This is a genomic window from Serratia sp. TSA_7 (assembly GCF_052692135.1).
This window is the reverse complement of sequence record NZ_JBQZFU010000002.1, coordinates 410,132-434,509: the sequence shown is the minus strand read 5'-3', so window position 1 is coordinate 434,509 and position 24,378 is coordinate 410,132. Positions and strand designations below refer to the sequence as shown.

Genomic DNA, 24,378 nt, shown 5'->3' with positions numbered 1-24,378 from the left:
TTATCTCCGCATACAATTAGCGACATTCAATGCCAATGTGGGTACATATTATGAAAACGCTGCTATTGACCGGCGCTACCGGCTTTCTTGGTGGTGCAGTCCTTGAGAAATTACTGAATGAAAATCAGTCAATTAACTATCTGTTGTTAGTGCGTGCTGAAAGCGCGCAGCAAGGATTAGATCGCATTCGTATTAATATGGAGAAATTTAATATTGATGCTGAGTTATTTTCTAAAATAACGATAGAAAATATATTGTTGGGCGATTTAAGTGAGCCTGCTAATTTTTTGTCTGACACACGTATTAACAATGTAACGCACGTTATCAATTGTGCTGCAGTAGCGTCATTTGGCAATAACCCACTTATTTGGAAGGTTAATGTTGAAGGTACGTTAGCCTTTGCCGAGAGAATGGCGCAGGTGGAAGGATTGAAACGTTTTCTGCACGTGGGCACCGCCATGTCTTGCGCGCCCGAGCCGGGTTCACTGGTGGCAGAAAGCGCAGAGTTTGAAGAAACCGCCGAGCATCTGGTGGAATACACTCGGTCCAAATCCACCATTGAACAGTTGATGCGTCAACGCTGCCCGCAACTGCCGCTGGTGATCGCCCGTCCTTCCATTGTGGTGGGGCATACTCGCCTTGGTTGCCAACCTTCCAGCAGTATTTTTTGGGTGTTCAGCATGGCGCTGATGCTGCGCAAGTTTATGTGCTCGTTGCAGGACAACATCGATGTGATCCCGGTTGATTACTGCGCCGATGCGATGGTAATGCTACTGAACAGTGAAGCGCTGGATAATGACGTTTACCACATCTCCGCAGGGGAAGAGTGCAGCGTCAGTTTTGCGGATATCGATAGCGCCATTGCCGCCGCGCTGGAAAAACCGCCGCTTGGCGATCGTTATGCACAGGTCAGTTACGAAGCGTTGCTGAAAATGCGCAAGCAGCTAAAGGATATTTTCGGGCCGTGCAACGAGCGGCTGATGCTGAAGGCGATGCGCCTGTATGGCTCGTTTGCCATGCTCAACGTTCGTTTCAGCAACGAAAAAATCCTTAAACTGGGTATGCCGAAACCGCCGCGTTTTACCGACTACATTGCCTGTTGCGTACAGTCCACTCGCGGGTTATCGATCCAGCAGCAAATGGTGGTGGATTTCAAATAAAGTCAGGGCGAGTCGCTCGCCTGACTCTATACGAAATTTATCGGGATATCGTTGCCATTACCAGGATGAAGAAGACCAGAAAACGCGACCCAGCACCACCAATTGGTCTTTGCGCTGCGCATAACTCAGATGCTCATCCTGATATTCTTCCCGGTTCAGGGAACGGATCGTCACGCCGCCGTCAGGCTGCTCGATCAGGACCTTCACCCGCAGCAGGTTGCCGTGGCGGATAGCGTAGGTTTTACCTTCGCGGATGCGGGTATCATCGGTGTTGATGCCCACCACGTCGCCGTCCTGCAGGCGTGGCTCCATGCTGGAACCGGAGATACGGATGATCCGCGCGGCATTCACCGCCACTCCCATCTTGTGCAGATAATAGCGGCGGAAGATCAGTGAGAACTCTTCACGATCAACGATTTCATAGCAACCATCACCGGCTGAGAAATCGATATCCAGCAGGGGAATTTCCACAAACTCTTCCTTGTCTTGTTCGGTATCTTCCCACACCACCGGTTTCAGGCGGGCGGGTTGAAAATCCGACTCTGCCGCCACGTTATCGAAAGGGCGCACCAGCTGTTTTTCATGGAAAACGTCAAACCAGCCTTTGGGCAGGTTCAGTTTAGCCTCGATCCGCCTGGCGAGGTTGTCGCCCAGGTTGCGGGAGGATTTCTCACCGGTGATTTGGCTTAGCGTCGGCGCGGAGGACTCAACCAGTATCGCAAACTCATTCTGGTTAACGCCTTGCCGGGCATAGCGGGCCATCAGGTCGCGCAAATTATTGCGTCTTATTTCTTTGGTTTCCATCGTCGGATGATTGCATTCTTTAGCAAAAAGGTAAATATCGTTTTTGCTAAAAAACGCTTGCGTTTAATTTAGCAATTAGCTAAACCTAAAGGGGTGGACAGCGTTCACGCAGACAGTGTAGGAGGCACTATGCAGCGCCCGAACGAGTCGGGGCAGCCCCTGCATGACGATGAGTTGCTAATGAAGACCAACAGAGAAGAAGGAATCTACGATGTTCAGTATTGATTACAATAGCTACCGTTCGGTGGCCGGTTTTGGCCACCGCGTGCGTTTTCTGGTGTTGCATTACACGGCGCAGAATTTTGCCGATTCGGTGCAATCACTGACCGGGAAATCGGTCAGTGCCCATTACCTGGTTCCGGATCCGGAAGATCAAACTTATCAGGCAGCCGGTTTTAGCGGTGTGCGCATTTTCAACCTGGTGGATGAAGATGAACGTGCCTGGCATGCCGGGGTCAGCAAGTGGGGCAGCCGCAATAATCTCAACGATACGGCGATTGGCATTGAGATCGTGAATCTGGCGAGCGGCGAGGGTGAGGACATTACTTTCCCGCCGTTTAACCCGCAGCAGATCGCGGCGGTAACGCAACTGGCGCAAAATATCCTGCAGCGCTATCCGGATATCACGCCGATCAACGTGGTGGCGCATTCCGATATAGCGCCGGGCCGCAAGAGCGATCCCGGCCCGCAGTTCCCGTGGCGTCAACTGCATCAGGCCGGCGTAGGCGCCTGGTATGACGACGCGGTTAAACAGCGTCACCAGCGTGAGTATCACTGCCAGGGCATTCCCGCGCAGCGGGAGCTGTTGGCGCTGTTCGCCAAATACGGTTACGACACCTCGGCTGCGACCGACGCCGAGGGCTATCGCCAACTGGTACGCGCCTTCCAACTGCATTTCCGCCCGCAGCAGTATGGCGGCGTAATGGATGTGGAAACCGCCGCCATTCTGCGCGCGCTGGTGGATAAATATGCCTCTTAAGGTTCGCCTGCGGGTGGGGGGCGCCTCATCCGCCTTTTCTCCACCCGCTTTCCTCCGCTAAACTAAGCGTCTTCCTCGTCATCGGTAACGGGATGCATTGTGCGCCTCGACAGAAAAATATCGCCTTTTGAACGACTGACCTATCGGCATTATCGCGTCGTCCATGGTTTGCGCATTGGGCTGGCGTTTGTCCTGACCTTCCTGCTAATCCGCCTGCTCGAGGTGCCGGAAGGCACCTGGCCGCTCATCACCCTGGTGGTGGTGATGGGGCCTATCTCATTTTGGGGCAACGTGTTGCAGCGGGCGTTGCAGCGCATTGCCGGCACGGTATTTGGCGCCGTCTCCGGCCTGATTGCTCTGTATCTTGAACTTTACTCGCTGTCGCTGATGCTGGCGTGGTGCGGGGTAGTGATGTTTTTTTGCGGCTATTTGACGCTCGGCAAGCGGCCCTATATGGCCTTGCTGGTGGGGATCACGTTGGCGGTAGTCTGCGGTGCCGGGGCCGGTGATATGCATACCGCGCTGTGGCGCAGCGGCGACGTGATCTTTGGTTCGTTGCTGGCGCTGTTGTTCAGCAGCATTTATCCGCAACGCGCTTATATCCTGTGGCGCATGCAGTTGGCCGATTGCCTGCAGAGCGCAGGCAAAATCTACGGCGCTTATCTCTCGCCGAACATGATTGAACGGCCGCGTCTGGAGCCGCAGTTGAAAGATCTGCTGAGCCAGGTGGTCAGGTTACGTGGGCTGATTGTCCCCAGCAGCAAAGAAACCCGCATTCCTACAACGGTATTTGAAGCGGTGCAGACGCTGAGCCGCAATCTGGTGTGCACGCTTGAACTGCTGGCGGACGCTTACTGGGCCTCGCGCGAAACCCATTTTATTATGCTGAATGCCAAAACGCTGCGCAGCGCGCAACTGTTGACGTTGCGTTCGCTCGAATCGTTGGCGGAAATGATGCACAACGGCCCCCAGGAACAACAGCAGGCGGCGGTGGGGCAACTGAGCGAAATCGCCGCCGAACTGAAAACCCTGATGCAGGAGGCCAGCGTTGTCCAGCACGGTGAAGCACCGATCTACGGCTATGTCTGGCTGAGCATGGAGCTGACGCAGCAGTTGGAAGAACTGGGCGATCTGCTCAAGGTATGTACCGCCGCCGGTCACGATTAAGGGGTCAGATCATGAAGCAGGCGCTTCGGGTTTTTGTCGGGCGGTTAAAGTGGGTAAGATAAGGCAATGAGAGTTGTGCCGGACCGCCACAAACCTGTATCTTGGTGTCATTGTGGCCGTAAGCAAATGAATCTGTGTATTACTAAAGCAAGGGTATGAAGATGGATAATGCAAATAAGCCGAGTTTCCAGGACGTTCTGGAGTTTGTGCGTATGTTCCGCCGTAAAAATAAGCTGCAGCGCGAAATTATCGACAACGAGAAAAAAATCCGTGACAACCAGAAGCGTGTGTTGCTGCTCGACAACCTGAGTGAGTACATCAAGCCTGGCATGAGCATTGAAGACGTTCAGGGCATCATTGCCAACATGCGCAGCGACTATGAAGATCGCGTTGATGACTACATCATCAAAAATGCCGATCTGTCTAAAGAGCGCCGTGATTTGTCCAAAAAGCTGAAGGCTATGGGCGAAGTGAAGTAATGAGTTTTATCGGGTCAGGCATTCGCCTGGCCCTTTTAGTTTCCCCGCTCGTCTCTGTTATTGCCCCGAACCGCCAGCCCAGCGCCGTTTTTGCGCGTTATTGGCCCGCGCCGTAGACGTCAAAATCAAAATATTTATCATTCACTTTCTTGTATGTGCCGTTGGCAATGATTGTTTGCAGCGCAGAATTGAACGCGTCGCGCAGTGCGGTATCCTCTTTGCGCAGCCCAATACCGTCGCCGATGCCAAAATACTTGCTGTCATTGAGTTCGGCGCCGACAAACGCAAAGTCTTTCCCCGCCGGAGTATGGAAGAACTCGCCGGCGCTGACGCTGGCCAGCAGCGAAGCATCCAAACGGCCATTGATCAGATCTTCATTGGCTTCCTGCTGGCTTTGATAGGACACCACGTTGACGCCGGCCGTTCGCCACAGGGCCGTGGCGTAGGCTTCCTGGCTGGAACCCTGCTGCACGCCAACCGACTTGCCTTTCAGCGAAGCCGCGGTGGGCTGCAGATCGCTGCCTTTACGGGCCACCAGACGCGCCGGGGCGTTGGAAACCTTGTTTGAAAACGCAATCTGCATCTGACGCTGCGGCGTGATGGTCATCGACGAGGCTATGGCGTCAAACTTTTTCGCCAGCAACCCGGGGATCATCCCGTCCCAACTGCTCTCGACCCAAACGCATTTGGCCTGCATCTGATCGCACATCGCCTGCGCGATATCGACGCCGAAACCGGTCAGCGTACCCTGTGGGGTTTTATATTCCAGCGGCGGGTAGGTCGGGTCTACGCCCAACTTAATCACTTTGCCGCTAAACTCCCCGCCAAAGGCCGCAAAACTTAACGCCAGTGGCAAGACTAAAACCAGACTCATTGTTGTCTTCATTTCATTTTCCTCAGCGTTGTGGCGGTCAAGTCAGGACATTAAGCCAAAAAGCGCTCAACCAGCTTGACCCAGTAAGTGGCGCCAATGGGCAGGCACTCATCGTTAAAATCGTAAGCGGGATGATGCAGGGCATTGCCTGGGCTGCTTTCGCCGTTGCCGATTGAGATATAGCTACCGGGGCATTTTTCCAACATAAAGGCAAAATCTTCGCTGGCGGTAAACGGCCGCAGTGACGGGATAAGCTGAGGTTCGCCCGCCCAGTCCAGCGCCACGCGGCGCGCCAGTTCGGTTTCCTCCTCATGATTCACCAACACCGGATAGCCATGCTGGTAGTCAATGTCAGCTGTGGCGCCGAAACTGGCTGCCTGCGCCGTGACCAATGCGGTAATGCGGCTTTCCAAGCGTTGGCGCACTCCGGCATCGAGTGCGCGCACGCTTAGCGTCATTTTGGCGCTGGCGGGGATCACGTTGGCGGCAAGGCCCGCCTGGATCGCGCCAACCGTGACGATCGCCGTCTCCTGCGGATCGATATTGCGCGAGACGATGGTTTGCAGGCTCATCACTATGGCGGCGCACACGACCACCGGATCGACCGTGTGTTGCGGCACTGCGCCGTGACCGCCCTGACCGTGCAGGGTAATGGTGACCGTATCGGCCGAGCACATGAAGGGGCCGCTGGCAAAACCCAGTTGACCGACCGGGAAGCCGGGAACGTTATGCATGGCGAACACGGCATCGCAGGGAAAACGCTCGAAAAGCCCGTCTTCAATCATCACGCGTGCGCCGCCGCCGCCTTCTTCCGCCGGTTGGAAAATCAGGTGCAGGGTGCCGGTAAACGAAGGATGTTGCGCCAGATAGCGCGCCGCCGCCAACAGCATGGTGGTGTGGCCGTCATGACCGCAGGCGTGCATCACGCCGCTGTGGGTGCTGGCATAGGGCAACCCGGTGGCTTCTTCGATCGGCAGTGCGTCCATGTCGGCACGCAAACCGAGCGTTTTCCCCGTGCCGCGTTGCAGCGTGGCGACAACACCGGTTTGTCCTACATGGCGCGTAACCTGATAACCCCATTCGGCCAGCAGCTTCGCCACCAGATCGCTGGTGGCGAACTCGTTGAAGCCCAATTCGGGATGCGCGTGAATATGGCGGCGAATGGCGACCATTTCGTGCTTAACAGCGGCTATTTCAGGTAAAACAAGCGGGTTTGGCATCACCGTCTCCAGAGTGAATTTCCGATTTTCGGCGGGTCGACAGCCGGAAAGCAGGGTGTCTTCGAGACTAGCAAACAACCTTTTTGCCGGGGAGCCGCCGTTCGGTTATGCTGACAATCTTTGGTTGTCAGGGGGCGCGATGAAACTGCATCAATTACAAGCCTTGGTCGCCAGCGCCGACAGCGGCAGCATTCGCGGCGCCGCACGGCAAATGGAGCTTTCACAAGCGGCGGTCACGCGGGCCTTGCGCGAACTGGAACAGGAGCAGGAACTGCCGTTGCTGATCCGCACGCCGGCCGGATTGGGTTTTACCCCTTACGGCAAAACGCTGTTGGCTCACGCCCGGCTGGTGCTTAACCAGTTGGAACAGGCCAACATGGAGATGGCGGGTCTGCGTGGGTTGGCGGAAGATCAGGTAAAAGCGGCGATAACGCCCTGGCTGATGCTGACGGTGTTGCCGCCGGCGGTGATGGCTTTTCGCAAAAAAATGCCCAAGGTCAAGCTGGAGTTGTTTGAAAGCCTGATGGCCAACGCGCAATCGCAACTGCGAGAGGGCACGATGGATTTCGCCATCACGCCGCTGCCGGCCTCTATGGCGCCGCAGGAGTTTCATTGCGAACCGTTGCTGGACTATGAAACGGCAGTGATGGTGCGGCAAGGGCACCCGTTGAGCCAGAGCACCTCGATCCACCAATTGCTGGAACAGGACTGGGTGCTGAATTACACGCCGGAAAACTACGACGATTTGGTCCGCCAACTGTTCAGCCGCCATGGCGCCCAGCTTGATCCCCATCGCATCATCCACGCCCATTCCCTTGGCATGCTACAGGCAATGGTGGAGTCGGCGGACATGTGCACCTGGTGCCCGGCGCCGCTGGCCGGGCTGCCGCAGCTTACCGGGCGCCTGATGCCGCTGACGCTGCGGGAAAGCTGCGATCCGGTGCGGCTGAATATCGTTACCCGCCGCAACAGCATCCTGAGCGCGGCGGCGAATGCTCTGATTGACGCTCTGGTGCGCCAACTGCGTCTGTATACCCGCTCGGCGCGGCAGGAAGACCGCCGGATTTTCGAACGGGTGCGGATCCTGATTTAGGCCAATGGCGGCCACCGTGCAGGAAGGCAAGTGGAAAATCACCCTCTGCCAACTGTTTGCTGCCAAAGGCTCGCTACGTTTTTCTGACCTGGAGCGGTTGAAGGATGCCCCGCTTTATTGGGGCGGCGTGGTTTTCCGCACGGCCGATAAAACCGTTTCTGACGCAGCGCGCCAGGGATTAAGCGCCTGCATTTGGGCAAGCACTTCCAATCCCTGGAGGGTTAAGTGCTCAGAAGAGGCCATATCATTCCCCAGTTCGCCCAGGGCGATAGAGGCGTTATGGCCCGCATACTCCGCGCAATCTTTCAACCCGCCGAGTACCAGACGACGGGCAACTTCCACTGCCATGCCTTTTTCGGCAAGCCAGCATTGCAAACCCTCGGCGAAGAAGTAGAACCACCCATTCATGCAAAGGCTTACCGTCGCCAAATCAAAGTCCGATTCGTTGGGCAGCACGGTCAGTTGGCCCAATCGGGAAAACAGGTCCTGGATCTCTTCGTCGGCGGCCGTCAGGATCACGCTCGATTTGTTGATTTCAGCGGCGAAAGTCAGCATCAATCTGACGCAGTCAGCATGTCTGAACAGATCTCGCAGGCTCTGAGAACCCATCCCCGGAACCAGAGAAACCAGCGTCTGCGAGCTGCGCAGTTGCACCTGATTTGCGATTTCATTCAGAGCATGTCGGCCCACGCCGGTAATAATAACGTCAGCTTCATCGACGACATCCTGGTAATGATCCAGAGTCCAGCAGGGCAGCTCTCTCTCCAGCTTGCGCACCCGTTCATTATTCCCAGAGACGAGAAATACCTGCGCATCAGGAACGGCGAGAAACATTCCCCTGACCAGTTTTTCGGTCAGTTCGTCAACGTCCAGAATACCCATCCTCTTCATTAACAACGCTCCGGCGATTAGTCTGTGTTCTGGAGCCGCATTTGCGGTGCGGGGAAATCACGACAGTGCAACCACTGTGCTGATACGGACGAAGAATGTTCGTTTTTCATTGCGTCATTACATCGGCTTGCGGAGGTTGCCAACCGCCCCCGAGCGCCCTGAACGCGGCGACTGCCGCGCGCGCCGATTCCGTTTGGGCCTGCGCCCTGGCGTCGGAGGCCTGCAGCAGGGTTTCATCGTTGTGCAGGACGTCAATCAGGCTGGCTGTCCCTTGCCGATAGGCGACGAAAGACGATTGCCTGGCGCTGGCCAGGGCCGTTTCACCCCCGGTCAGTATTGCTGCTTGTGTTTCACGATTGATCAGTGCGGAGAAGGCGTTTTCGACGTCTTCGGTGGCGCGTAACACCGACAGACGGTAAGCTGCGAGCGCTTCGGCCTCCTGGCCTTTCGCCTGATCGATCTGCGCGTTGATACGACCGAAATCGAAGAGCCGCCAACGCAGCCCCAGCACGCCTGCCGATTGGCTGGCGCCGCTGGAGAACAGGTTGCCGCTTGCCACCGCCGTTGCGCTGCCGAGTAATGCGCTGAGTGAAAACTTCGGATAGTACTCGCTGACGGCCACCCCGATGCGCGCACTGGACGCGGCAAGATGGCGTTCGGCCACGATAATGTCGGGGCGGCGGCGCAGCAGATCGGCGGGGGTGCCCGTAGAGGTGAGCTGCGGGGCCTGCGGAATGGCGCCCGGCGTGGTCAGTTGAGCGCGATGGGTGCCGGGTGGGGTGCCGAGCATGACGTCCAGCGCGTTCATGGCGGCGTCGAGCCCGGTCTGGAGAACCGGCACCGTTGCCTGAACCTGCGCCAGGGCCCCTTCGGTCTGACGTACCTGGTACTCGGCGGCCAGCCCTTTGCTGTGAAGGAGCCGCACTTTTTCCAGCAACTCTTGTTGCGTACTGACCTGCTTGTTTGCGATAGCCAATCGGGTTTGCAAGCCGCGCAGGGTGATATAGATATCGGCCGTCTGGGCGGCGACGGCAAGGCGTGTCGCGGCGACGCCCGCCTCGGAAGCCTGGTAGTCAGCCAGTGCGGCCTGGCGGCCGCGTCGCAGGCCACCGAAGATGTCGATCTCCCAGCTTGCGTTGAGGTCGGCTTCATAGGCATTGCCGTAGCGATTATAATCGGGTGTTGAACTGAGAACCTGGCCCAATGGGGTTTCGACCGACTGATAGGCGCGAGTGGCCTGGCCGCTGATGTTACCCGACGGCAGCAACGCCGCTGTCGCCGCGCCAAGTCCGGCGCGGGCCTGCGCCATCCGGGCGCTTGCCTGAGCCAGATCGAGATTTTGCGCGAGTGCGCTTGAAACGAGGTCACTCAATAAGGGATCGTCAAAGCCTTCCCACCAGACAGCAAAACTGGCCGGCCGGGCGGCGCTTCTGTGTTGGACGGCGGATTGAGCCTGATAACGATCCGAGAGTGGAGCGTCTGGGCGGTGGTAATCCGGTCCAACCGCGCAACCCGCCAGTAAGCCGGTGCTCACAACCAGAGCAAGAGTACGGAGGGGAAACATGGGGATTCCTTGAATCGAAGCAGAATGGTGACTACATTACCAAATGGTCACTTGTTGTCAATCAGTGCTCATCGAGCTAAGCTAGAAAAATGACTAAACACATGAATGCACTTTCCCCGAGAGGGCCATTGGATCACAGCGTTCGCGATCAGATCGTGGAAGCCGCCACAGAGCACTTCGGGCACTTTGGGTATGAGAAAACCACCGTGTCCGACTTGGCCAAGGCGATTGGTTTTTCCAAGGCTTACATCTATAAATTTTTCGATTCCAAACAGGCAATTGGTGAGGTGATCTGCGTCAATCGGCTGGCCATGATCATGGAGATTGTCAATTCGGCGCTCGCAGATGCGCCAACGGCCTCGGAAAAATTAAGGCGCCTTTTCAAAGCGTTGACGGAAGCAGGCAGCGACCTGTTTTTTCACGATCGCAAGCTTTACGACATCGCTGCCGTCGCCGCCCGCGAACGCTGGCCTTCGGTGGTGGCGTATGAAGAACGTTTGTGCCAGGTGATCCAGCACATCCTGCTCGAGGGCAGGCAGTCGGGGGAGTTCGAGCGCAAAACGCCGCTGGATGAAGCGACACTGGCGATCTCCCTGGTGCTGCGGCCCTACATCTGCCCTGTGCAACTGCAAAATAACCTGGAGAATGCGCCGGTGGCTGCGGTACTTCTGTCGGCATTGATACTGCGCAGCATGGCGCCTTAAAATTTGTGACCATTGACATTATTGGTCACTAGTTGGAGAATGCGGTTACCGTCCTGTTCATTAATTAAGGGAACCCATGCCCCGGCTAAAATCTGCCCCCTTTGCTGTTTGCCTGTTATCTTTCGCCCTGGTGGCGTGCGGCGACGCTGCCAGCGTCGACGATCCGCGTAGCCAACCTCCTCTGGTGAGGGCGGCTACCGTGAAGAGCGCCGTCGATGCCTCCCGCGCCTTCACCGGCGTCGTCGTCGCCCGCGTTCAGAGCGATCTCGGTTTTCGGGTGCAGGGTAAAATACTTGAACGTCTGGTCGATACCGGCCAAAGCGTCAAACGCGGTCAGCCGCTGATGCGTCTGGATCCCGTCGATCTTGGCCTGCAGGCGCAAGCCCAACAGCAGGCGGTCGCCGCCGCGCGGGCGCGCGCCAGACAGGCTACCGATGACGAAGCTCGCTATCGTGGTCTGGTTGCCTCAGGGGCCATATCGGCTTCGGCTTACGATCAGATAAAGGCCGCTGCCGATACGGCTAAAGCGGAGCTCAGCGCGGCGCAGGCACAGGCCGACGTGGCGCGCAATGCGACGGGCTATGCCGTCTTGCTGGCCGATGCAGACGGCGTGGTGGTGGACACCTTGGCCGAGCCGGGGCAGGTCGTCAGTGCAGGGCAACCGGTGGTACGGTTGGCGCGGGCGGGGCAGCGAGAAGCCATCGTACATTTGCCTGAAACGTTGCGCCCGGCTATCGGGAGCGAGGCCCTGACGACGTTATACGGCAAGGATACGGCAGCGGTTCCCGCAAAATTGCGCCTGCTCTCCGATGCGGCCGATCCTCTGACGCGCACCTTTGAAGCAAGGTATGTGCTGGAGGGGGCGCTGGCGAGCGCACCGCTTGGTGCCACCGTTACCCTCACCATCGCCGAAGGCAAGTTAACCGGGCAGGTGCTGCAGGTGCCTATCGCCGCTCTCTATGATCCGGGCAAAGGACCGGGCGTGTGGGGCATTTCCGGCCAGCCTGCCAAAGTGTCGTGGCGGCCGGTTCAGGTACTTGGCCTGGGCGACGATGCGGCCAGGGTGACCGGCGGCCTCAAGCCCGGTGAACGGGTGGTGGCTTTGGGCGCGCATTTGCTGCACGAAGGCGAAGCCGTCCGTCTTAGTAATCAGAGCGATGCCAGCGTCGCCGGGAGCCGGCCATGAGCGGAGGGCGGTTCAACCTTTCGGCGCTCGCCGTTCGCGAGCGCTCAATCACGTTGTTCCTTATCATCCTGATTACCGTGGCCGGCATTCTTTCGTTCTTCGAGCTGGGGCGTGCGGAAGATCCGCCGTTTACGGTCAAGCAGATGACGATCATTTCTGCCTGGCCGGGCGCCACCGCGCAGGAAATGCAGGATCAGGTGGCCGAGCCGCTTGAAAAACGCATGCAGGAACTCAAATGGTACGACCGCAGCGAGACCTACACGCGGCCTGGTCTGGCTTTTACCATGATGTCGCTGCAGGACAGCACGCCGCCTTCACAGGTGCAGGAAGAATTCTATCAGGCGCGCAAGAAACTCGGCGACGAAGCCAAGAATCTGCCGGCGGGCGTGATCGGCCCGATGGTCAACGATGAATTCTCGGACGTGACCTTTGCGCTCTTTGCATTGAAAGCCAAAGGGGAACCGCAACGCCTGCTGGTGCGCGATGCCGAATCGTTGCGCCAGCGTTTATTGCATGTCCCAGGGGTAAAGAAGGTCAATATCGTCGGGGAGCAGGCTGAGCGTATCTTCGTCTCTTTCTCGCATGACCGACTGGCCACGCTGGGCATCTCCCCGCAGGACATTTTCTCCGCGCTCAACAACCAGAACGTGCTTACGCCGGCCGGTTCGATTGAAACCCATGGGCCGCAGGTCTTTTTGCGCCTGGATGGCGCCTTCGACAAGCTGGAGAAGATCCGCGATACGCCGATTGTGGTTCAGGGAAGGACGTTAAAACTCTCGGACGTGGCGAAGGTCGAACGTGGCTACGAAGATCCTGCGACCTTCCTGGTGCGCAATCAGGGTGAGCCGGCGATGTTGCTGGGCATCGTGATGCGTGAGGGTTGGAACGGCCTGGATCTGGGCAAGGCGTTGGATGCGGAGACGGCAAAAATCAATGAAGGCATGCCGTTGGGCATGACATTGACGAAAGTCACCGATCAGTCGGTGAACATCAGCTCATCCGTTGACGAGTTCATGATCAAGTTCTTCGTCGCGTTGCTCGTGGTGATGGTGGTCTGTTTCGTCAGCATGGGCTGGCGCGTGGGCGTGGTGGTTGCGGCGGCGGTGCCGTTGACGCTGGCTATCGTCTTCGTGGTGATGGAAGCCACCGGCAAGAACTTTGACCGCATCACCCTCGGCTCGCTGATCCTGGCTCTCGGGCTGATGGTGGATGACGCCATCATCGCCATCGAAATGATGGTGGTGAAAATGGAAGAGGGCTACGACCGCATCAAAGCCTCGGCCTATGCCTGGAGCCACACGGCGGCCCCGATGCTGGCCGGTACGCTGGTGACGGCCGTCGGCTTTATGCCCAACGGTTTCGCTCAGTCTACCGCCGGCGAGTACACCAGCAACATGTTCTGGATCGTGGGCATCGCGCTGATTGCTTCCTGGGTGGTGGCGGTGGTGTTTACGCCTTACCTAGGCGTGAAAATGCTGCCGAAAATCAAAACGGTTGAGGGTGGGCACGCGGCCATCTACAACACCCGCAATTACAACCGTTTTCGTCGACTGCTGACGCGCGTCATCGCCCGGAAATGGATCGTGGCGGGCACGGTTATTGCCGTGTTTACCCTGGCCATTCTCGGCATGGGGCTGGTGAAAAAACAGTTCTTCCCCACCTCCGACCGCCCGGAAGTGCTGGTAGAAGTGCAGATGCCTTATGGCACCGCCATTGAACAGACCAGCGCCGCAACGGCCAAGATCGAGGCGTGGCTGAAAAAGCAGAAAGAGGCAACAATCGTCACGTCCTATATCGGGCAGGGGTCACCGCGTTTTTATCTGGCGATGGCACCGGAGTTGCCCGACTCGTCATTCGCGAAGATTGTCATACTGACGGACAGCCCGGAAGCGCGGGAGGCGCTCAAGTTTCGTCTTCGCCAGGCGGTGGCCGATGGGTTGGCACCCGAAGCGCGTGTCCGGGTCACCCAACTGGTATTTGGCCCGTACTCGCCATTCCCCGTTGCCTATCGCGTGATGGGGCCGGATCCCGAGCTATTGCGCGCGATCGCCGATCAGGTCGAGACGATCATGCAGGCCAGCCCGATGATGAGGACCGTCAACTCCGACTGGGGCCCGCCGGTGCCGACGCTGCATTTCACGCTCGATCAGGACCGCTTGCAGGCCGTGGGGTTGACCTCAACGGCGGTAGCCCAGCAACTTCAATTCCTGCTCTCGGGTGTGCCGATCACCTCTGTGCGTGAAGATATCCGTTCGGTGCAGGTCATGGGCCGTGCCGCGGGGGATATCCGGCTTGACCCGGAAAAAATTGCCGGCTTTACGTTGGTGGGGGCTGCCGGTCAGCGCATTCCGCTGTCGCAAATAGGGGATGTCGATGTGCGCATGGAAGATCCCGTTCTCCGTCGGCGCGATCGTACCCCGACCGTTACGGTGCGGGGCGACATAGCCGAAAACCTGCAACCGCCGGATGTGTCCGCGGCGATCACGAAAGCGTTGCAGCCGGTTATCGACCAACTCCCGGCCGGGTACCGCATCGAGCAGGCGGGGTCGATTGAAGAGTCGGGCAAAGCGACCAAGGCGATGGTGCCGCTGTTCCCCATCATGATTGCCATGACGCTGCTGATCATCATCCTGCAGGTGCGTTCGATGTCGGCGATGGTGATGGTCTTCCTCACCGCGCCACTGGGGCTGATTGGGGTGGTGCCAACGCTGCTGCTCTTCAACCAGCCGTTTGGCATCAATGCGCTGGTGGGGTTGATCGCGCTGTCGGGCATCCTGATGCGTAATACCTTGATCCTGATAGGGCAGATCCATCACAACGTGCAGGAAGGGCTGGATCCGTTCCATGCGGTAGTCGAGGCAACGATTCAGCGAGCCCGACCGGTGTTGCTCACGGCGATGGCGGCCATTCTGGCGTTTATCCCGCTCACCCACTCGGTGTTCTGGGGCACCCTGGCTTACACCCTGATTGGCGGGACCTTTGGCGGAACTATCGTGACGCTGGTGTTCCTGCCGGCGATGTATGCCATCTGGTTCAAGATACGCCCGGACAACACGCCGCCAACCGACAAGCCGACATTGGCATAAGTCATAACGGGGGAGCGCGATCCCCGCGGTGGCGCTCGCCGAATAACCTACCGACACGTTATGGCCGCAAAGCCCTGACGTGTCGGTAGACGTTTACCGCAAAACGAAAGGGTCCGATGATGAAGGCTGAGGGTGTTTACGCGCCGGCCACTCCCGGCGAGGGATTACCATGAGTACAGAAAATACGCCCACTGAAGTAATGAGGGCGACTATTTCTTCGGCCGAAGGCCCGCAACTAACAGGTAAAATCGTCGCGTTACTGGCCGGCCTTTCTGCCATTAGCATACTGTCCACCAACATTATCCTTCCCGCGTTTCCGGATATCGGAGAGCAGCTTGGGGTGTCAGCGCGTGAGCTTGGTCTGACGCTCTCCAGCTTTTTCATCACCTTCGCGCTGGCTCAGTTGGTCGTCGGCCCGCTGGCTGACCGATACGGACGCAAGAAGCTGGTGTTGGGGGGACTCTCAATATTCATCGTGGGTACGGTGGTAGGCGGTCTCGCCGGTTCGCTGGAAACGCTGATCGTCGGGCGCATCATCCAGGCGCTGGGCGTATGCGCGGCAGCGGTTTTAGCCCGCGCCATTGCGCGTGATCTGTTTGAAGGCGAAACGCTGGCGCGCGCGTTGTCGCTGACCATGATCGCAGCGGCTGCCGCACCGGGCTTCTCGCCGTTGGTGGGGAGCGTGCTGACTACGGTGTTGGGTTGGCGTGCGATCTTCATACTGGTGGGCATTGCCGCCTTCGTTGTCGCCGTATTTTACGTCAACGTGCTGGGGGAAACTCATCCTGCTGAGCGTCGCGCACCGCACTCGATGCCGAGTGTGATATTCGCGTACGGCAGGCTGCTAATGGAGGGGAAATTCATACTTCCGGCATTGTCGATGAGCCTGTTGATGAGCGGATTGTTTGCCTCTTTCGGTGCCGCGCCCGCCATTTTGATGAACGGGATAGGCTTGTCGTCGCTACAGGCCGGGCTGTATTTTGCCGCCACCGTGTTCGTGGTCTTTGCCGCAGGGATGGCGGCACCGCGCCTGGCACACCGCTATGGCGCGCAAATCATTACCTCGGGAGGTATTCTCATCGCATTATTGGGGGGGAGCCTGCTGCTGATTGGGCCGGAAACTCCAGGCTTGGCTTGGTATACCTTGTCCATGAGTCTGTACCTCTGGGGAATGGGGTTGGCCAATCCATTGGGAACGGCAATCACAATGGGGCCCTTCGGGAAACAGGCAGGCCTGGCATCCGCATTACTGGGTTTTCTTACAATGGGAGCGGCTGCAATCACAACCTGGCTCGGCTCGGTGCTGACGTTCCCCGCCGTCACCACACTGGGGGGCATACAGGCAACGGCCTGTCTGATCGCACTGTTATTGTTCCTGCTGCGGGGAAAATTAACGGCACCGTCTTCGTAAAAACCCGTCATTTTTGGCAAGCCTGCATCGACAAGGATCCTCAACGGTAATCCGGGTGCAGTGCTTCTCTCTACCCCCTGCAAGCACCTTAATGGTGCGAGTGGTTTTTTTTGGGGCAAGAGATGCCCTCTTTTGTTCATTTTTTCCTCTCTGTACAGCCCATCCCCCTAAAACTGCCGGTATTACCCTGCTTTGGTAAGTTGGCATCCTGCTTGCTAGGTTGTACATACAGGTTAGTACATATCAGGTCTGCGAATAGCTGAAAGGCAGGCGACGGTTAACAACAGTCCGTAATGGGGCAGGAAACGTAATGATTTCATTTGAGAGCATAAGCAAATTTTACCCCGATGGTACGGTGGCCGTAGACAGGCTGTCGTTCAGTGCGCCGACAGGCAAAATCACCATGCTGGTCGGGCCTTCGGGCTGCGGAAAAACCACGTCACTGCGCATGATCAACCGGTTAATCGAGCCTTCTTCGGGGAGTATTTTGCTCAACGGACAACCGACGGCAGGGATGGATCTGGTCAAACTGCGCCGCAAGATTGGCTATGTGATCCAGAATGCCGGTCTGTTTCCGCATAAAACGGTGCAGGACAACATCGCCGTCACCGCGCTGCTTAACGGGGCAACACGCACGGCGGCGCGTAAAAAGTCATTGGAACTTCTGGAACTGGTCGGGCTGTCGCTGGCGATGGCGGAACGTTATCCATGGCAGTTGTCCGGCGGCCAGCAGCAGCGGGTCGGCGTCGCCCGCGCACTGGCTTCCGACCCTGAATTCATGCTGATGGATGAACCTTTCAGCGCCGTCGATCCGGTGGTTCGCGAACAGTTGCAGGAGGAGTTTTTACGTTTACAGCGTGAAATCGGCAAGACGATCATCATGGTTACCCATGATATTGACGAGGCGATGAAATTAGGCGATCAGGTGGCGGTTTTTCGTCCCGGAGGGCGTCTGGCGCAAATCGCCTCGCCGGTCAAATTATTGAATGAACCTGAAGATGCTTTCGTCGCCGATTTTATCGGCCGCGATCGCGGATACCGTAAGCTTTCTTTTGACATGATCCCTGAAGATATTGCGTTGGCTAAAGAGAAAGTCATTGCGCCGGGAATGTCGGTCAGCGAAGCCCGTTTAGTGGCGGGGCATGATTCCTGGGTGCTGGTGGTGGAAAATGATTGCCCGGTCGGCTGGTATGATGTGCAGCAAAACAAAACCACGGTAGAGGCGGAAGACATTAATCTTGGCAGCACCTTTGCGCCAAGAAATGGCACGCTGCGGCAGTTAATGGATTCTGTATTAAGTTCCCCCTGTCAGCGCGGCATTGTTGTCGATGAACAACAACGCTTTATCGGCACGGCGAATATCGAACAGGTATTTTCGCTTTCTCACTCCCGTGCCGAGAGGTAATGCCATGCGCTTTGACTGGTTGTTTCAGCAGCGGGAAAATATAGTGACGTTATTTACGTGTTTGCGCTTTGTGCCTTCGCTTTGGGGTTCACCGAGTTCGTGACCATAGGCCTGGTGTCCAATATTTCTGAAGATCTTCATACCAGCGTCAGCCAGGTAGGGACGGCGGTGACAGCCTATGCTTTGGGGGCGGTGATTGGCGCACCGGGTTTGACTGCGCTTGCCACGCGTTGGCCAAGAAAGCGGTTGTTACTGGTAGCGATGGCATTGTTTACCCTGGGCAATGCCATCGTGAGCCTGTCGGATTCGCTGACGCCGATGCTGGTCGCTCGCTTCGCTTCAGGATTGGGCCACGGCGTATTTCTCGCCGTAGCCTCCAGCGTAGCGACGCAGTTGGTCGGGCGTGATCGTGCTGGTACCGCTGTCGCTGTCGTTTTTGGCGGCCTGACGCTGGCTTTGGCCCTTGGGGTGCCTTTGGGGACTTATCTCGGCAGTCTTTTCAATTGGCCGGTGATTTTCATGGCTGTTGCCGTCAGCGGTGCGATTGGTTTTCTGGGCCTGCTGGTACTCATGCCGACTGACCACAATGATGCTTCAAATCAGGCCAACGCCCTGGACGGTCTTAAGGCGATGTTTAATCCGCGTCTCCTGGCCGGCGCCGGTATTACCGTATTGGCCTACGCCGGTTCGTTCGCTCTTTATACCTATATCTCGCCCATCTTGTTGCACGTCACTCAGGTCCATGAAAGCACCGGCAGTTTATTGATGCTTGGATACGGCGTGATGGCGGCAATCGGGAACGTTTGGGGCGGGCGGCTGACCGATCGTAAAGGTGCGGATTATGCGGTGATGATCATATTGGTTGGGCTGGCCGTGGTATTGCTTGCCATAGGGGCGTCGGCCGTATCGGTTGTGCTCATGGCGGTACTTATCGGCTTGCTTGGCGCTTTGACCTACGCAGCGGTGCCTGCGCTTCAGGCTCGGGTGATAGGTTTGTCCCATGAATATGCGCCACAGGCGCCCGCAGTGGCGGCGGGCCTGAATATCGCCGGGTTTAACGGCGGCATTGCTTTAGGTTCTATTCTGGGAGGGATTGCTTTGGAAATCAAGGGCTTGGTGAGCACTGCATGGGTAGGGGCGTACATGGGTAGGGGCGTGCGTGGTAGTGCTGGGAATAGTTTGGATGCTGTTTCAAATGTTGGGGGTAAAAAGCAAAAGAGCCGTGGTGCGGTGACGTCGTCAGCAAAGGGAACGGCTTTTTTGATGCCTAAAGAGGGCGCCTTGCCGGCGCCAACACGGAAAGATTGAGGGGGTTCTCATGCAGATCTTGTTCAGGCCGGAGTTTATTTTTCGCTATGCGCTGGGGCGTTCAGAATATCGCGTACATTAACCAACGCATTACGTACCGCAGCCCCCCCGGCATAAAACAACAATTGCAGGATGGCCTCAATAATTTGTTCGCGACTGGCCCCGGCGTTCAACGCCGCCTGAGTATGTGCGCGCAGTTGCGGAACGGTATGGCCCAGGGTGACGCAGGAAGCGACCACGACCAGCTCCCGGGTTATGGCGTCCAGGCCAGGTCGTGAAAGGATGCCGCCCATTGCCCATTCTATTGAAATATCCGTAAAGTCGGGGCACAGATCGACCATATCTTGACGTAATGCTTCCCCGGCACCATCGCCATACAACTTGGTAAACAGCACTAAACCCCGTTCTCGCAGCTCTGGATTCGTCACCATTTTCATTCTCCTGTCTGAGTGAGGCTTTATTAAAACTCGCTAACGGGAGTTGATAAACAGCGTTATAGTTTAATCTTTAACAAGAGAAACTTGGTAATTGTGAACAAACTGGAAAGCATGTCGGTGTTTGTGCGCGTAGTGGAACGCGGCAGTTTTAGTGCGGTTGCCGAAGAAATGCGGCTGAGCGGAACTATGGTCGGGCTGCACATTAAAGCGCTGGAAAAACATCTCGGCATTCGCCTGCTGAACCGAACGACGCGTAGGCAGAGCCTTACTGACTTCGGAAGCGTTTATTATCAGAGTTGTCGGCGAATTTTAGCCGATATTGAGGATACCGAGTCGGTCGCGTTGGCATTGCACCAGAGCCCACGGGGAAGGCTGAAGGTGGCTTGCCCCGTTTCATTTGGGGTACATGCGCTGTCCCCGGTCACCGCGCGGTTTCTCACCGCCTGGCCTGAGATGACGTTGGATCTGGTACTGAGTGACAAGGTGACGGACATGGCGGAGGAGGGGATCGACGTCATGATTAAAGTGGGCGAACTGGAACATGTGAATTCGTTGGTCGCCCGCCCGCTAGCTGCGTATCGATCGGTCATCTGTGCCTCTCCCGCCTATCTTGAACGCGCGGGTACACCTGTTCACCCGGAAGAGTTGATCGAGCACCGCTGCCTGGGGTTTGCCCACCCACTGGCGGGCAGTGAATGGTCACTGCAGCAAGGCGGTAAACTGATCAAAGTGCCGGTCAATATCGTTATGGCGGTCAATAATGGCGAGGCCCTGCGCAGCGCCGCGTTAAACGGGCTGGGAATTTTAATGCAACCGGAGGTGCTGCTGGCCGAGGATTTGCGCCAGGGCAGGCTGATACCTCTGCTGCCGGAGTATCAACCCTTGGCGAAACCGGTGCATATTCTTACGTTTGCGGACCGCCAGCAATTGCCGAAAATCCGTCTGTACGTCGATTTTCTGCTGCAGCATTTTAAGGAGACACTCGTTCTTCACAAGGGGTAGCGCTTATCGCTGAAGAGCGACGCCCAATAATAATGATCATGATTATTAACTAATAAAATAAATCGGGGTTTTTAAATTATAATTTATATATATCAAAATGAAATTATATAATTTTTTATAGTTTTAATTTAAAAACACATTGAAATAGCTATTCGTACACTGCGTTTTTTATTTGTTAGTGAAAATCAATAGTGATTTTTCATTTAATTATCAGGTGCTGAGTGAGTTCTTGCAGTTACGATAGGGATAGTTAGTTTCGTTACATGATAGGCAGCGTTTTTTTAATATGCATATTACAAATAAATAGCGTGCGCTTAATCTATCTGTCGATGGGTAAATTGGCGTAACTCGCATATCTGTCAGCTATGGCGGCATAAAAAACCACAGCCCCACACTTTGCCATTACCTTATTTATCCGACTTTTTCATCATGGGTATGCAATTAATGAATGTAGTCTAATTTTAAAGTGTCATTATTTTAGGTTATTTAATTATCTTGGTAACTAATAATTTAAGTGTTGGTTTATTGCTAAATAAAATAACTCTGATACGCTTCAATAAAGCGCGAGCTGAAATTTCATGCCAATACATGGATAAATAATTGTATTTTTATTAAATGATGAAAATATAGGTGAATACTATGAGGCAAGTACAGAAAATTACAGTGAATAATAAAGGTGGATATGTGTTTAATTTCTCAGTTCAATGGCTGGGAAGTGACGGGAAATGGCATGCTACTAGTTGGAACAGCGGCGATTATCCTGTGGCGCAGTCCAGAACGACTCCGCCGCTTAATGAAATTGGTGTCCCAGGTGATGCGTTGGCTGTAACGCCATATGGACATGCGGTGCTCGGTAGTTCCGGTCAGGGAAATCCGTTTGTTTCCTTCGCTCCAAACGGTCAGATTGCGACGTATGATGCCGTTGGTACCACTATAATTGGGTTTGCTATTGTGTTGATTGAGTAATCATAATGAGCAGTTTAACTTTAATCAGAAAAATATTGGAGAGTAAACGATGGCTTATTATATAAACAAAAAATATCAGGTTATAGGAATGGGCAACAAGCCCTATGAAGTGACGATTCAGATCCTTCAAAATGCTTGGGATAAATGCGATTTAGATGTGCAAACTGGCGTGAATAACATTTTAGCATCGGAGCCTATTCCGCTGCTGAGTAGTTCCGGTAAAGGAAACGGTATTAAACAGGAGACAAAAGGGCTTGAGTTTCATACCCAGACCCAAAAGCGACTACAGTTCCCAGGTGGGAATATTAGGACGGATACAACCTTCATCTTTGATAGCTATGGTAAGGGATGGGGGCACTAAAAAGGTTCTTTCGCATTAAGCTGCCAATGAGGGGATAACTCGTCGAACGCCTCCAGCTTTGCAAGGTTATTCAGTCAACATCCCTGAGACTAAAAATCATATAATAGTTTATTGAATTATTTTATGAAATTATTTGGCGAGCATTGCGTTAAATCAGGCCTGAGATCAGATTGTCGGCTAATAATCAGTATGTCGAAAGATCTCTCAATGTGAATGGTGCGACTTACACGTGGGTAAAAACCGATTTTAGCCGTGAAATTACAGGCAAGTTTGGCCGTGAAGGGTATGCGTTTGAGGTGTTCATTGCTGAGTTGGGAAGCGCCTTCCTCATGGCGGATTTGGGCATCGTTGGAGAGGGGCAACATGAAAGTTATAGTGCTTCCCGGCTGAAAGCATTGAAGAACGACAAACGCTGTATTTTCAAAGGCGCCAGCGCGGCGTCAAAAGCAAAAAGCCCGCTCAGGTTTCCCTGAGCGGGCTTCTCTAATATGGCTCCTCTGACTGGACTCGAACCAGTGACATACGGATTAACAGTCCGCCGTTCTACCGACTGAACTACAGAGGAATCGTGTGAACGGGGCGAATAATAGCGGGGTGCCGTGGATTTGTCAAAGCACTAAAGTGAGGAAAAAGCGCGTTTGCTGTCAGAATGAGCATGTTGCGTCGTTTTTCAGCACTCATCCCGTCCATTTGCGGGGTTTGCCATCAGAAAACTCCTGCCATTGTCCTTGCACCGGCGATTGCACGCTTATGGTGCGAGCGGGTGAAAGGGCATTCCCGACCGGCCAGAGTGCCAAAAAAATTCCTCTGCGCGGTTAGTGCGCAGGTCCCCGTTCAGCCTCCTGAGGGCAGCGATCGTCCCCATTTGCTCACTGATATGTAGGATGAATAATCAGAAAATATGTATTGGCCGTCACAATGGCTGGATTTTTGCTTACCTAAATGCGGGTAATGCGACTGCGCTCTCGCGCAAATTATTTTCCCCGTCTACACATAAAGTGATTGCTCCGCGCCTTTGGGCGTTTTGCTAAAACAGTGCTGAGGAAAACAACAATGTCATCGAAATTCATTAAAAGTCCGCTCGCTGCTCTGCTTATCGGTTGTTTAGGTTCTGCTTTTTACGCTCAGGCCGATATCGTTATCGGCGTTGCCGGGCCCTTCTCCGGGCCGAATGCGACCTATGGCGATCAGTACTGGCGCGGTGCTTCGCAGGCGGCGGCGGATATTAACGCTGCCGGTGGGATTAAAGGGGAAAAAATCAAACTGGTGCAGGGCGACGACGCCTGCGAACCGAAACAGGCGGTGGCGGTCGCCAACCGTCTGGTCGATCAGGACAAGGTTTCGGCGGTAGTCGGCCACTTCTGCTCATCCTCCACCATGCCTGCCTCTGAGGTGTATGACGAGGCCGGCATCATCGCCATCACCCCCGGTTCCACCAACCCGCAAATTACCGAGCGCGGCATGGCCAACATGTTCCGCATGTGCGGCCGTGACGATCAGCAGGGGGTGATCGCCACCAACTACATGCTGAACACCCTGAAGGCCAAACGCATTGCGGTGATCCACGACAAAGACACCTACGGCCAGGGGCTGGCGGATGCCGCCAGGGCGGAGATGAACAAACGCGGCGTGAAAGAGGTGCTGTATGAAGGGCTGTCGCGCGGCGAAAAAGACTTTAACGCGCTGGTGACCAAAATCGCTTCGGTCAAGCCGGACGTGGTCTACTTCGGCGGTTGCCATCCGGAAGCCGGGCCGCTGGTGCGCCAGATGCGCGAGCAGGGCGTGACCGCCAAGTTCTTCTCCGGTGACTGCGTGGTGACCGAAGAGCTGGTGACCGCTGCCGGCGGGCCGCAGTACACCAACGGCGTGCTGATGACCTTCGGCAACGATCCGCGCCAAATCCCGGAAGGCAAGGCGGTCATCGCCAAGTTCCGCGCCAGCGGTTTTGAGCCGGAAGGTTACACCCTCTATTCCTACGCTTCCATCCAGGCGATTGCCGCCGCTTTCAACGCGACCGGCGGCAAAGACAGCGCCAAGGCCAGCGAATGGCTGAAATCGCATGACGTGGATACCGTGATGGGCAAAAAGGCCTGGGATAAGAAGGGCGACCTGAAAGTATCGGACTACGTGGTCTATCAGTGGGACGACAAGGGTAAATACCACCAACTCTAATTTTCTCCTGCGTCTTTCAAGCGGCAGCGTTGTTGGCTGCACACGTTCACCCCAGTCACTTAGTGGGTCTAAGTTCCTGGGGACTCACGTGTTTGCCGCCTAGCTGCAA

At 55.8% G+C, this 24,378-nt stretch carries 21 protein-coding genes, 1 tRNA gene and 1 pseudogene; 16 read left to right on the top strand and 7 right to left on the bottom strand.

Annotated features, from left to right (window positions below):
• Nucleotides 1-50: 50 nt before the first annotated feature.
• Nucleotides 51-1,160, top strand: a complete 1,110-nt coding sequence (locus ACUTQW_RS10965) for an SDR family oxidoreductase (protein WP_006326621.1) — start codon at nucleotides 51-53, stop codon at nucleotides 1,158-1,160.
• A 57-nt stretch (nucleotides 1,161-1,217) separates the two neighbouring features.
• Here the strand turns inward: ACUTQW_RS10965 and ACUTQW_RS10960 are convergent, their stop codons facing one another.
• Nucleotides 1,218-1,964: a S24 family peptidase gene (locus ACUTQW_RS10960; protein WP_006326620.1), complete on the bottom strand. Its 747-nt coding sequence runs from the start codon at nucleotides 1,962-1,964 to the stop codon at nucleotides 1,218-1,220.
• Between the two features lie 211 nt (nucleotides 1,965-2,175).
• On the opposite strand from ACUTQW_RS10960, the gene ACUTQW_RS10955 reads away from it, so the two are divergent.
• The 3 genes from ACUTQW_RS10955 (at nucleotide 2,176) to tmaR (ending at nucleotide 4,589) form a co-directional block, all read left to right on the top strand.
• Nucleotides 2,176-2,943 carry an N-acetylmuramoyl-L-alanine amidase gene (locus tag ACUTQW_RS10955; protein ID WP_006326619.1) on the top strand — a complete coding sequence of 256 codons (768 nt, stop codon included), beginning with the start codon at nucleotides 2,176-2,178 and terminating at the stop codon, nucleotides 2,941-2,943.
• Nucleotides 2,944-3,042: 99 nt separating this feature from the next.
• Nucleotides 3,043-4,110, top strand: coding sequence for an FUSC family protein (locus ACUTQW_RS10950; RefSeq protein WP_004946966.1), 1,068 nt, complete (start codon nucleotides 3,043-3,045; stop codon nucleotides 4,108-4,110).
• 161 nt (nucleotides 4,111-4,271) lie between these two features.
• Nucleotides 4,272-4,589: a PTS system regulator TmaR gene (gene tmaR / locus ACUTQW_RS10945; RefSeq protein ID WP_004946962.1), complete on the top strand. Its 318-nt coding sequence runs from the start codon at nucleotides 4,272-4,274 to the stop codon at nucleotides 4,587-4,589.
• A 97-nt stretch (nucleotides 4,590-4,686) separates the two neighbouring features.
• Here the strand turns inward: tmaR and ACUTQW_RS10940 are convergent, their stop codons facing one another.
• Together ACUTQW_RS10940 and ACUTQW_RS10935 are read right to left on the bottom strand one after the other, a co-directional pair.
• Complete coding sequence (locus ACUTQW_RS10940; protein WP_006326617.1) at nucleotides 4,687-5,475, bottom strand: ABC transporter substrate-binding protein; 789 nt, start codon at nucleotides 5,473-5,475, stop codon at nucleotides 4,687-4,689.
• A gap of 38 nt (nucleotides 5,476-5,513) precedes the next feature.
• The gene (locus ACUTQW_RS10935) at nucleotides 5,514-6,683 is read right to left on the bottom strand and encodes a M20 aminoacylase family protein (protein ID WP_037433352.1); all 1,170 of its coding nucleotides are present in this window, start codon (nucleotides 6,681-6,683) and stop codon (nucleotides 5,514-5,516) included.
• 139 nt (nucleotides 6,684-6,822) lie between these two features.
• On the opposite strand from ACUTQW_RS10935, the gene ACUTQW_RS10930 reads away from it, so the two are divergent.
• On the top strand, nucleotides 6,823-7,776 hold the full coding sequence (locus tag ACUTQW_RS10930) for a LysR family transcriptional regulator (protein ID WP_064799043.1): 954 nt from the start codon (nucleotides 6,823-6,825) through the stop codon (nucleotides 7,774-7,776).
• Between the two features lie 114 nt (nucleotides 7,777-7,890).
• Here the strand turns inward: ACUTQW_RS10930 and ACUTQW_RS10925 are convergent, their stop codons facing one another.
• Together ACUTQW_RS10925 and ACUTQW_RS10920 are read right to left on the bottom strand one after the other, a co-directional pair.
• Nucleotides 7,891-8,667, bottom strand: a complete 777-nt coding sequence (locus ACUTQW_RS10925; RefSeq protein WP_020439457.1) for an NAD(P)-binding domain-containing protein — start codon at nucleotides 8,665-8,667, stop codon at nucleotides 7,891-7,893.
• 106 nt (nucleotides 8,668-8,773) lie between these two features.
• The gene (locus ACUTQW_RS10920) at nucleotides 8,774-10,231 is read right to left on the bottom strand and encodes an efflux transporter outer membrane subunit (protein ID WP_064799042.1); all 1,458 of its coding nucleotides are present in this window, start codon (nucleotides 10,229-10,231) and stop codon (nucleotides 8,774-8,776) included.
• An 89-nt stretch (nucleotides 10,232-10,320) separates the two neighbouring features.
• Between ACUTQW_RS10920 and ACUTQW_RS10915 the strand changes: the two genes are divergently transcribed.
• The 6 genes from ACUTQW_RS10915 (at nucleotide 10,321) to ACUTQW_RS10890 (ending at nucleotide 19,331) form a co-directional block, all read left to right on the top strand.
• Nucleotides 10,321-10,935: a TetR/AcrR family transcriptional regulator gene (locus ACUTQW_RS10915; protein WP_004946948.1), complete on the top strand. Its 615-nt coding sequence runs from the start codon at nucleotides 10,321-10,323 to the stop codon at nucleotides 10,933-10,935.
• A 76-nt stretch (nucleotides 10,936-11,011) separates the two neighbouring features.
• The gene (locus ACUTQW_RS10910; protein ID WP_006326607.1) at nucleotides 11,012-12,121 is read left to right on the top strand and encodes an efflux RND transporter periplasmic adaptor subunit; all 1,110 of its coding nucleotides are present in this window, start codon (nucleotides 11,012-11,014) and stop codon (nucleotides 12,119-12,121) included.
• Nucleotides 12,118-15,207, top strand: a complete 3,090-nt coding sequence (locus tag ACUTQW_RS10905) for an efflux RND transporter permease subunit (protein WP_445654856.1) — start codon at nucleotides 12,118-12,120, stop codon at nucleotides 15,205-15,207. Before ACUTQW_RS10910 ends, ACUTQW_RS10905 begins: the two co-directional genes overlap by 4 nt.
• 169 nt (nucleotides 15,208-15,376) lie before the next feature.
• Nucleotides 15,377-16,618 carry a multidrug effflux MFS transporter gene (locus ACUTQW_RS10900; protein ID WP_037433345.1) on the top strand — a complete coding sequence of 414 codons (1,242 nt, stop codon included), beginning with the start codon at nucleotides 15,377-15,379 and terminating at the stop codon, nucleotides 16,616-16,618.
• Nucleotides 16,619-16,928: 310 nt separating this feature from the next.
• Nucleotides 16,929-18,023 carry an ABC transporter ATP-binding protein gene (locus tag ACUTQW_RS10895; RefSeq protein WP_006326604.1) on the top strand — a complete coding sequence of 365 codons (1,095 nt, stop codon included), beginning with the start codon at nucleotides 16,929-16,931 and terminating at the stop codon, nucleotides 18,021-18,023.
• A 99-nt stretch (nucleotides 18,024-18,122) separates the two neighbouring features.
• Nucleotides 18,123-19,331: an MFS transporter gene (locus ACUTQW_RS10890; protein WP_445654855.1), complete on the top strand. Its 1,209-nt coding sequence runs from the start codon at nucleotides 18,123-18,125 to the stop codon at nucleotides 19,329-19,331.
• Nucleotides 19,332-19,366: 35 nt separating this feature from the next.
• On the opposite strand, the gene ACUTQW_RS10885 is transcribed toward ACUTQW_RS10890, so the two are convergent.
• Entirely contained in the window at nucleotides 19,367-19,762 is a 396-nt protein-coding gene (locus tag ACUTQW_RS10885; RefSeq protein ID WP_006326596.1) for a carboxymuconolactone decarboxylase family protein, read from the bottom strand.
• Between the two features lie 99 nt (nucleotides 19,763-19,861).
• On the opposite strand from ACUTQW_RS10885, the gene ACUTQW_RS10880 reads away from it, so the two are divergent.
• From ACUTQW_RS10880 to ACUTQW_RS10865, 4 genes and pseudogenes are all read left to right on the top strand, one after another.
• Nucleotides 19,862-20,770: a LysR family transcriptional regulator gene (locus tag ACUTQW_RS10880; RefSeq protein ID WP_006326595.1), complete on the top strand. Its 909-nt coding sequence runs from the start codon at nucleotides 19,862-19,864 to the stop codon at nucleotides 20,768-20,770.
• 639 nt (nucleotides 20,771-21,409) lie between these two features.
• Nucleotides 21,410-21,736: a hypothetical protein gene (locus ACUTQW_RS10875; RefSeq protein WP_071531459.1), complete on the top strand. Its 327-nt coding sequence runs from the start codon at nucleotides 21,410-21,412 to the stop codon at nucleotides 21,734-21,736.
• Between the two features lie 49 nt (nucleotides 21,737-21,785).
• Nucleotides 21,786-22,097, top strand: a complete 312-nt coding sequence (locus tag ACUTQW_RS10870; protein ID WP_020439447.1) for a hypothetical protein — start codon at nucleotides 21,786-21,788, stop codon at nucleotides 22,095-22,097.
• 251 nt (nucleotides 22,098-22,348) lie between these two features.
• Nucleotides 22,349-22,570, top strand: a pseudogene (locus ACUTQW_RS10865) (zincin-like metallopeptidase domain-containing protein); the annotation flags it as partial.
• A 16-nt stretch (nucleotides 22,571-22,586) separates the two neighbouring features.
• On the opposite strand, the gene ACUTQW_RS10860 reads toward ACUTQW_RS10865, so the two are convergent.
• A tRNA-Asn gene (locus tag ACUTQW_RS10860) sits at nucleotides 22,587-22,662 on the bottom strand.
• A gap of 488 nt (nucleotides 22,663-23,150) precedes the next feature.
• Between ACUTQW_RS10860 and ACUTQW_RS10855 the strand changes: the two genes are divergently transcribed.
• Complete coding sequence (locus ACUTQW_RS10855) at nucleotides 23,151-24,269, top strand: branched-chain amino acid ABC transporter substrate-binding protein (protein WP_004946915.1); 1,119 nt, start codon at nucleotides 23,151-23,153, stop codon at nucleotides 24,267-24,269.
• Nucleotides 24,270-24,378: the final 109 nt, after the last annotated feature.

Excerpts from the sequence above, each read along its gene's own strand:
- ACUTQW_RS10965 (WP_006326621.1), top strand. The coding sequence starts at position 51 with ATGAAAACGCTGCTATTGACCGGCGCTACCGGCTTTCTTGGTGGTGCA.
- ACUTQW_RS10960 (WP_006326620.1), bottom strand. The coding sequence starts at position 1,964 with ATGGAAACCAAAGAAATAAGACGCAATAATTTGCGCGACCTGATGGCC.
- ACUTQW_RS10955 (WP_006326619.1), top strand. The coding sequence starts at position 2,176 with ATGTTCAGTATTGATTACAATAGCTACCGTTCGGTGGCCGGTTTTGGC.
- tmaR (WP_004946962.1), top strand. The coding sequence starts at position 4,272 with ATGGATAATGCAAATAAGCCGAGTTTCCAGGACGTTCTGGAGTTTGTG.
- ACUTQW_RS10940 (WP_006326617.1), bottom strand. The coding sequence starts at position 5,475 with ATGAAGACAACAATGAGTCTGGTTTTAGTCTTGCCACTGGCGTTAAGT.
- ACUTQW_RS10935 (WP_037433352.1), bottom strand. The coding sequence starts at position 6,683 with ATGCCAAACCCGCTTGTTTTACCTGAAATAGCCGCTGTTAAGCACGAA.
- ACUTQW_RS10930 (WP_064799043.1), top strand. The coding sequence starts at position 6,823 with ATGAAACTGCATCAATTACAAGCCTTGGTCGCCAGCGCCGACAGCGGC.
- ACUTQW_RS10925 (WP_020439457.1), bottom strand. The coding sequence starts at position 8,667 with ATGAAGAGGATGGGTATTCTGGACGTTGACGAACTGACCGAAAAACTG.
- ACUTQW_RS10920 (WP_064799042.1), bottom strand. The coding sequence starts at position 10,231 with ATGTTTCCCCTCCGTACTCTTGCTCTGGTTGTGAGCACCGGCTTACTG.
- ACUTQW_RS10915 (WP_004946948.1), top strand. The coding sequence starts at position 10,321 with ATGACTAAACACATGAATGCACTTTCCCCGAGAGGGCCATTGGATCAC.
- ACUTQW_RS10910 (WP_006326607.1), top strand. The coding sequence starts at position 11,012 with ATGCCCCGGCTAAAATCTGCCCCCTTTGCTGTTTGCCTGTTATCTTTC.
- ACUTQW_RS10905 (WP_445654856.1), top strand. The coding sequence starts at position 12,118 with ATGAGCGGAGGGCGGTTCAACCTTTCGGCGCTCGCCGTTCGCGAGCGC.
- ACUTQW_RS10900 (WP_037433345.1), top strand. The coding sequence starts at position 15,377 with ATGAGTACAGAAAATACGCCCACTGAAGTAATGAGGGCGACTATTTCT.
- ACUTQW_RS10895 (WP_006326604.1), top strand. The coding sequence starts at position 16,929 with ATGATTTCATTTGAGAGCATAAGCAAATTTTACCCCGATGGTACGGTG.
- ACUTQW_RS10885 (WP_006326596.1), bottom strand. The coding sequence starts at position 19,762 with ATGGTGACGAATCCAGAGCTGCGAGAACGGGGTTTAGTGCTGTTTACC.
- ACUTQW_RS10875 (WP_071531459.1), top strand. The coding sequence starts at position 21,410 with ATGAGGCAAGTACAGAAAATTACAGTGAATAATAAAGGTGGATATGTG.
- ACUTQW_RS10870 (WP_020439447.1), top strand. The coding sequence starts at position 21,786 with ATGGCTTATTATATAAACAAAAAATATCAGGTTATAGGAATGGGCAAC.
- ACUTQW_RS10855 (WP_004946915.1), top strand. The coding sequence starts at position 23,151 with ATGTCATCGAAATTCATTAAAAGTCCGCTCGCTGCTCTGCTTATCGGT.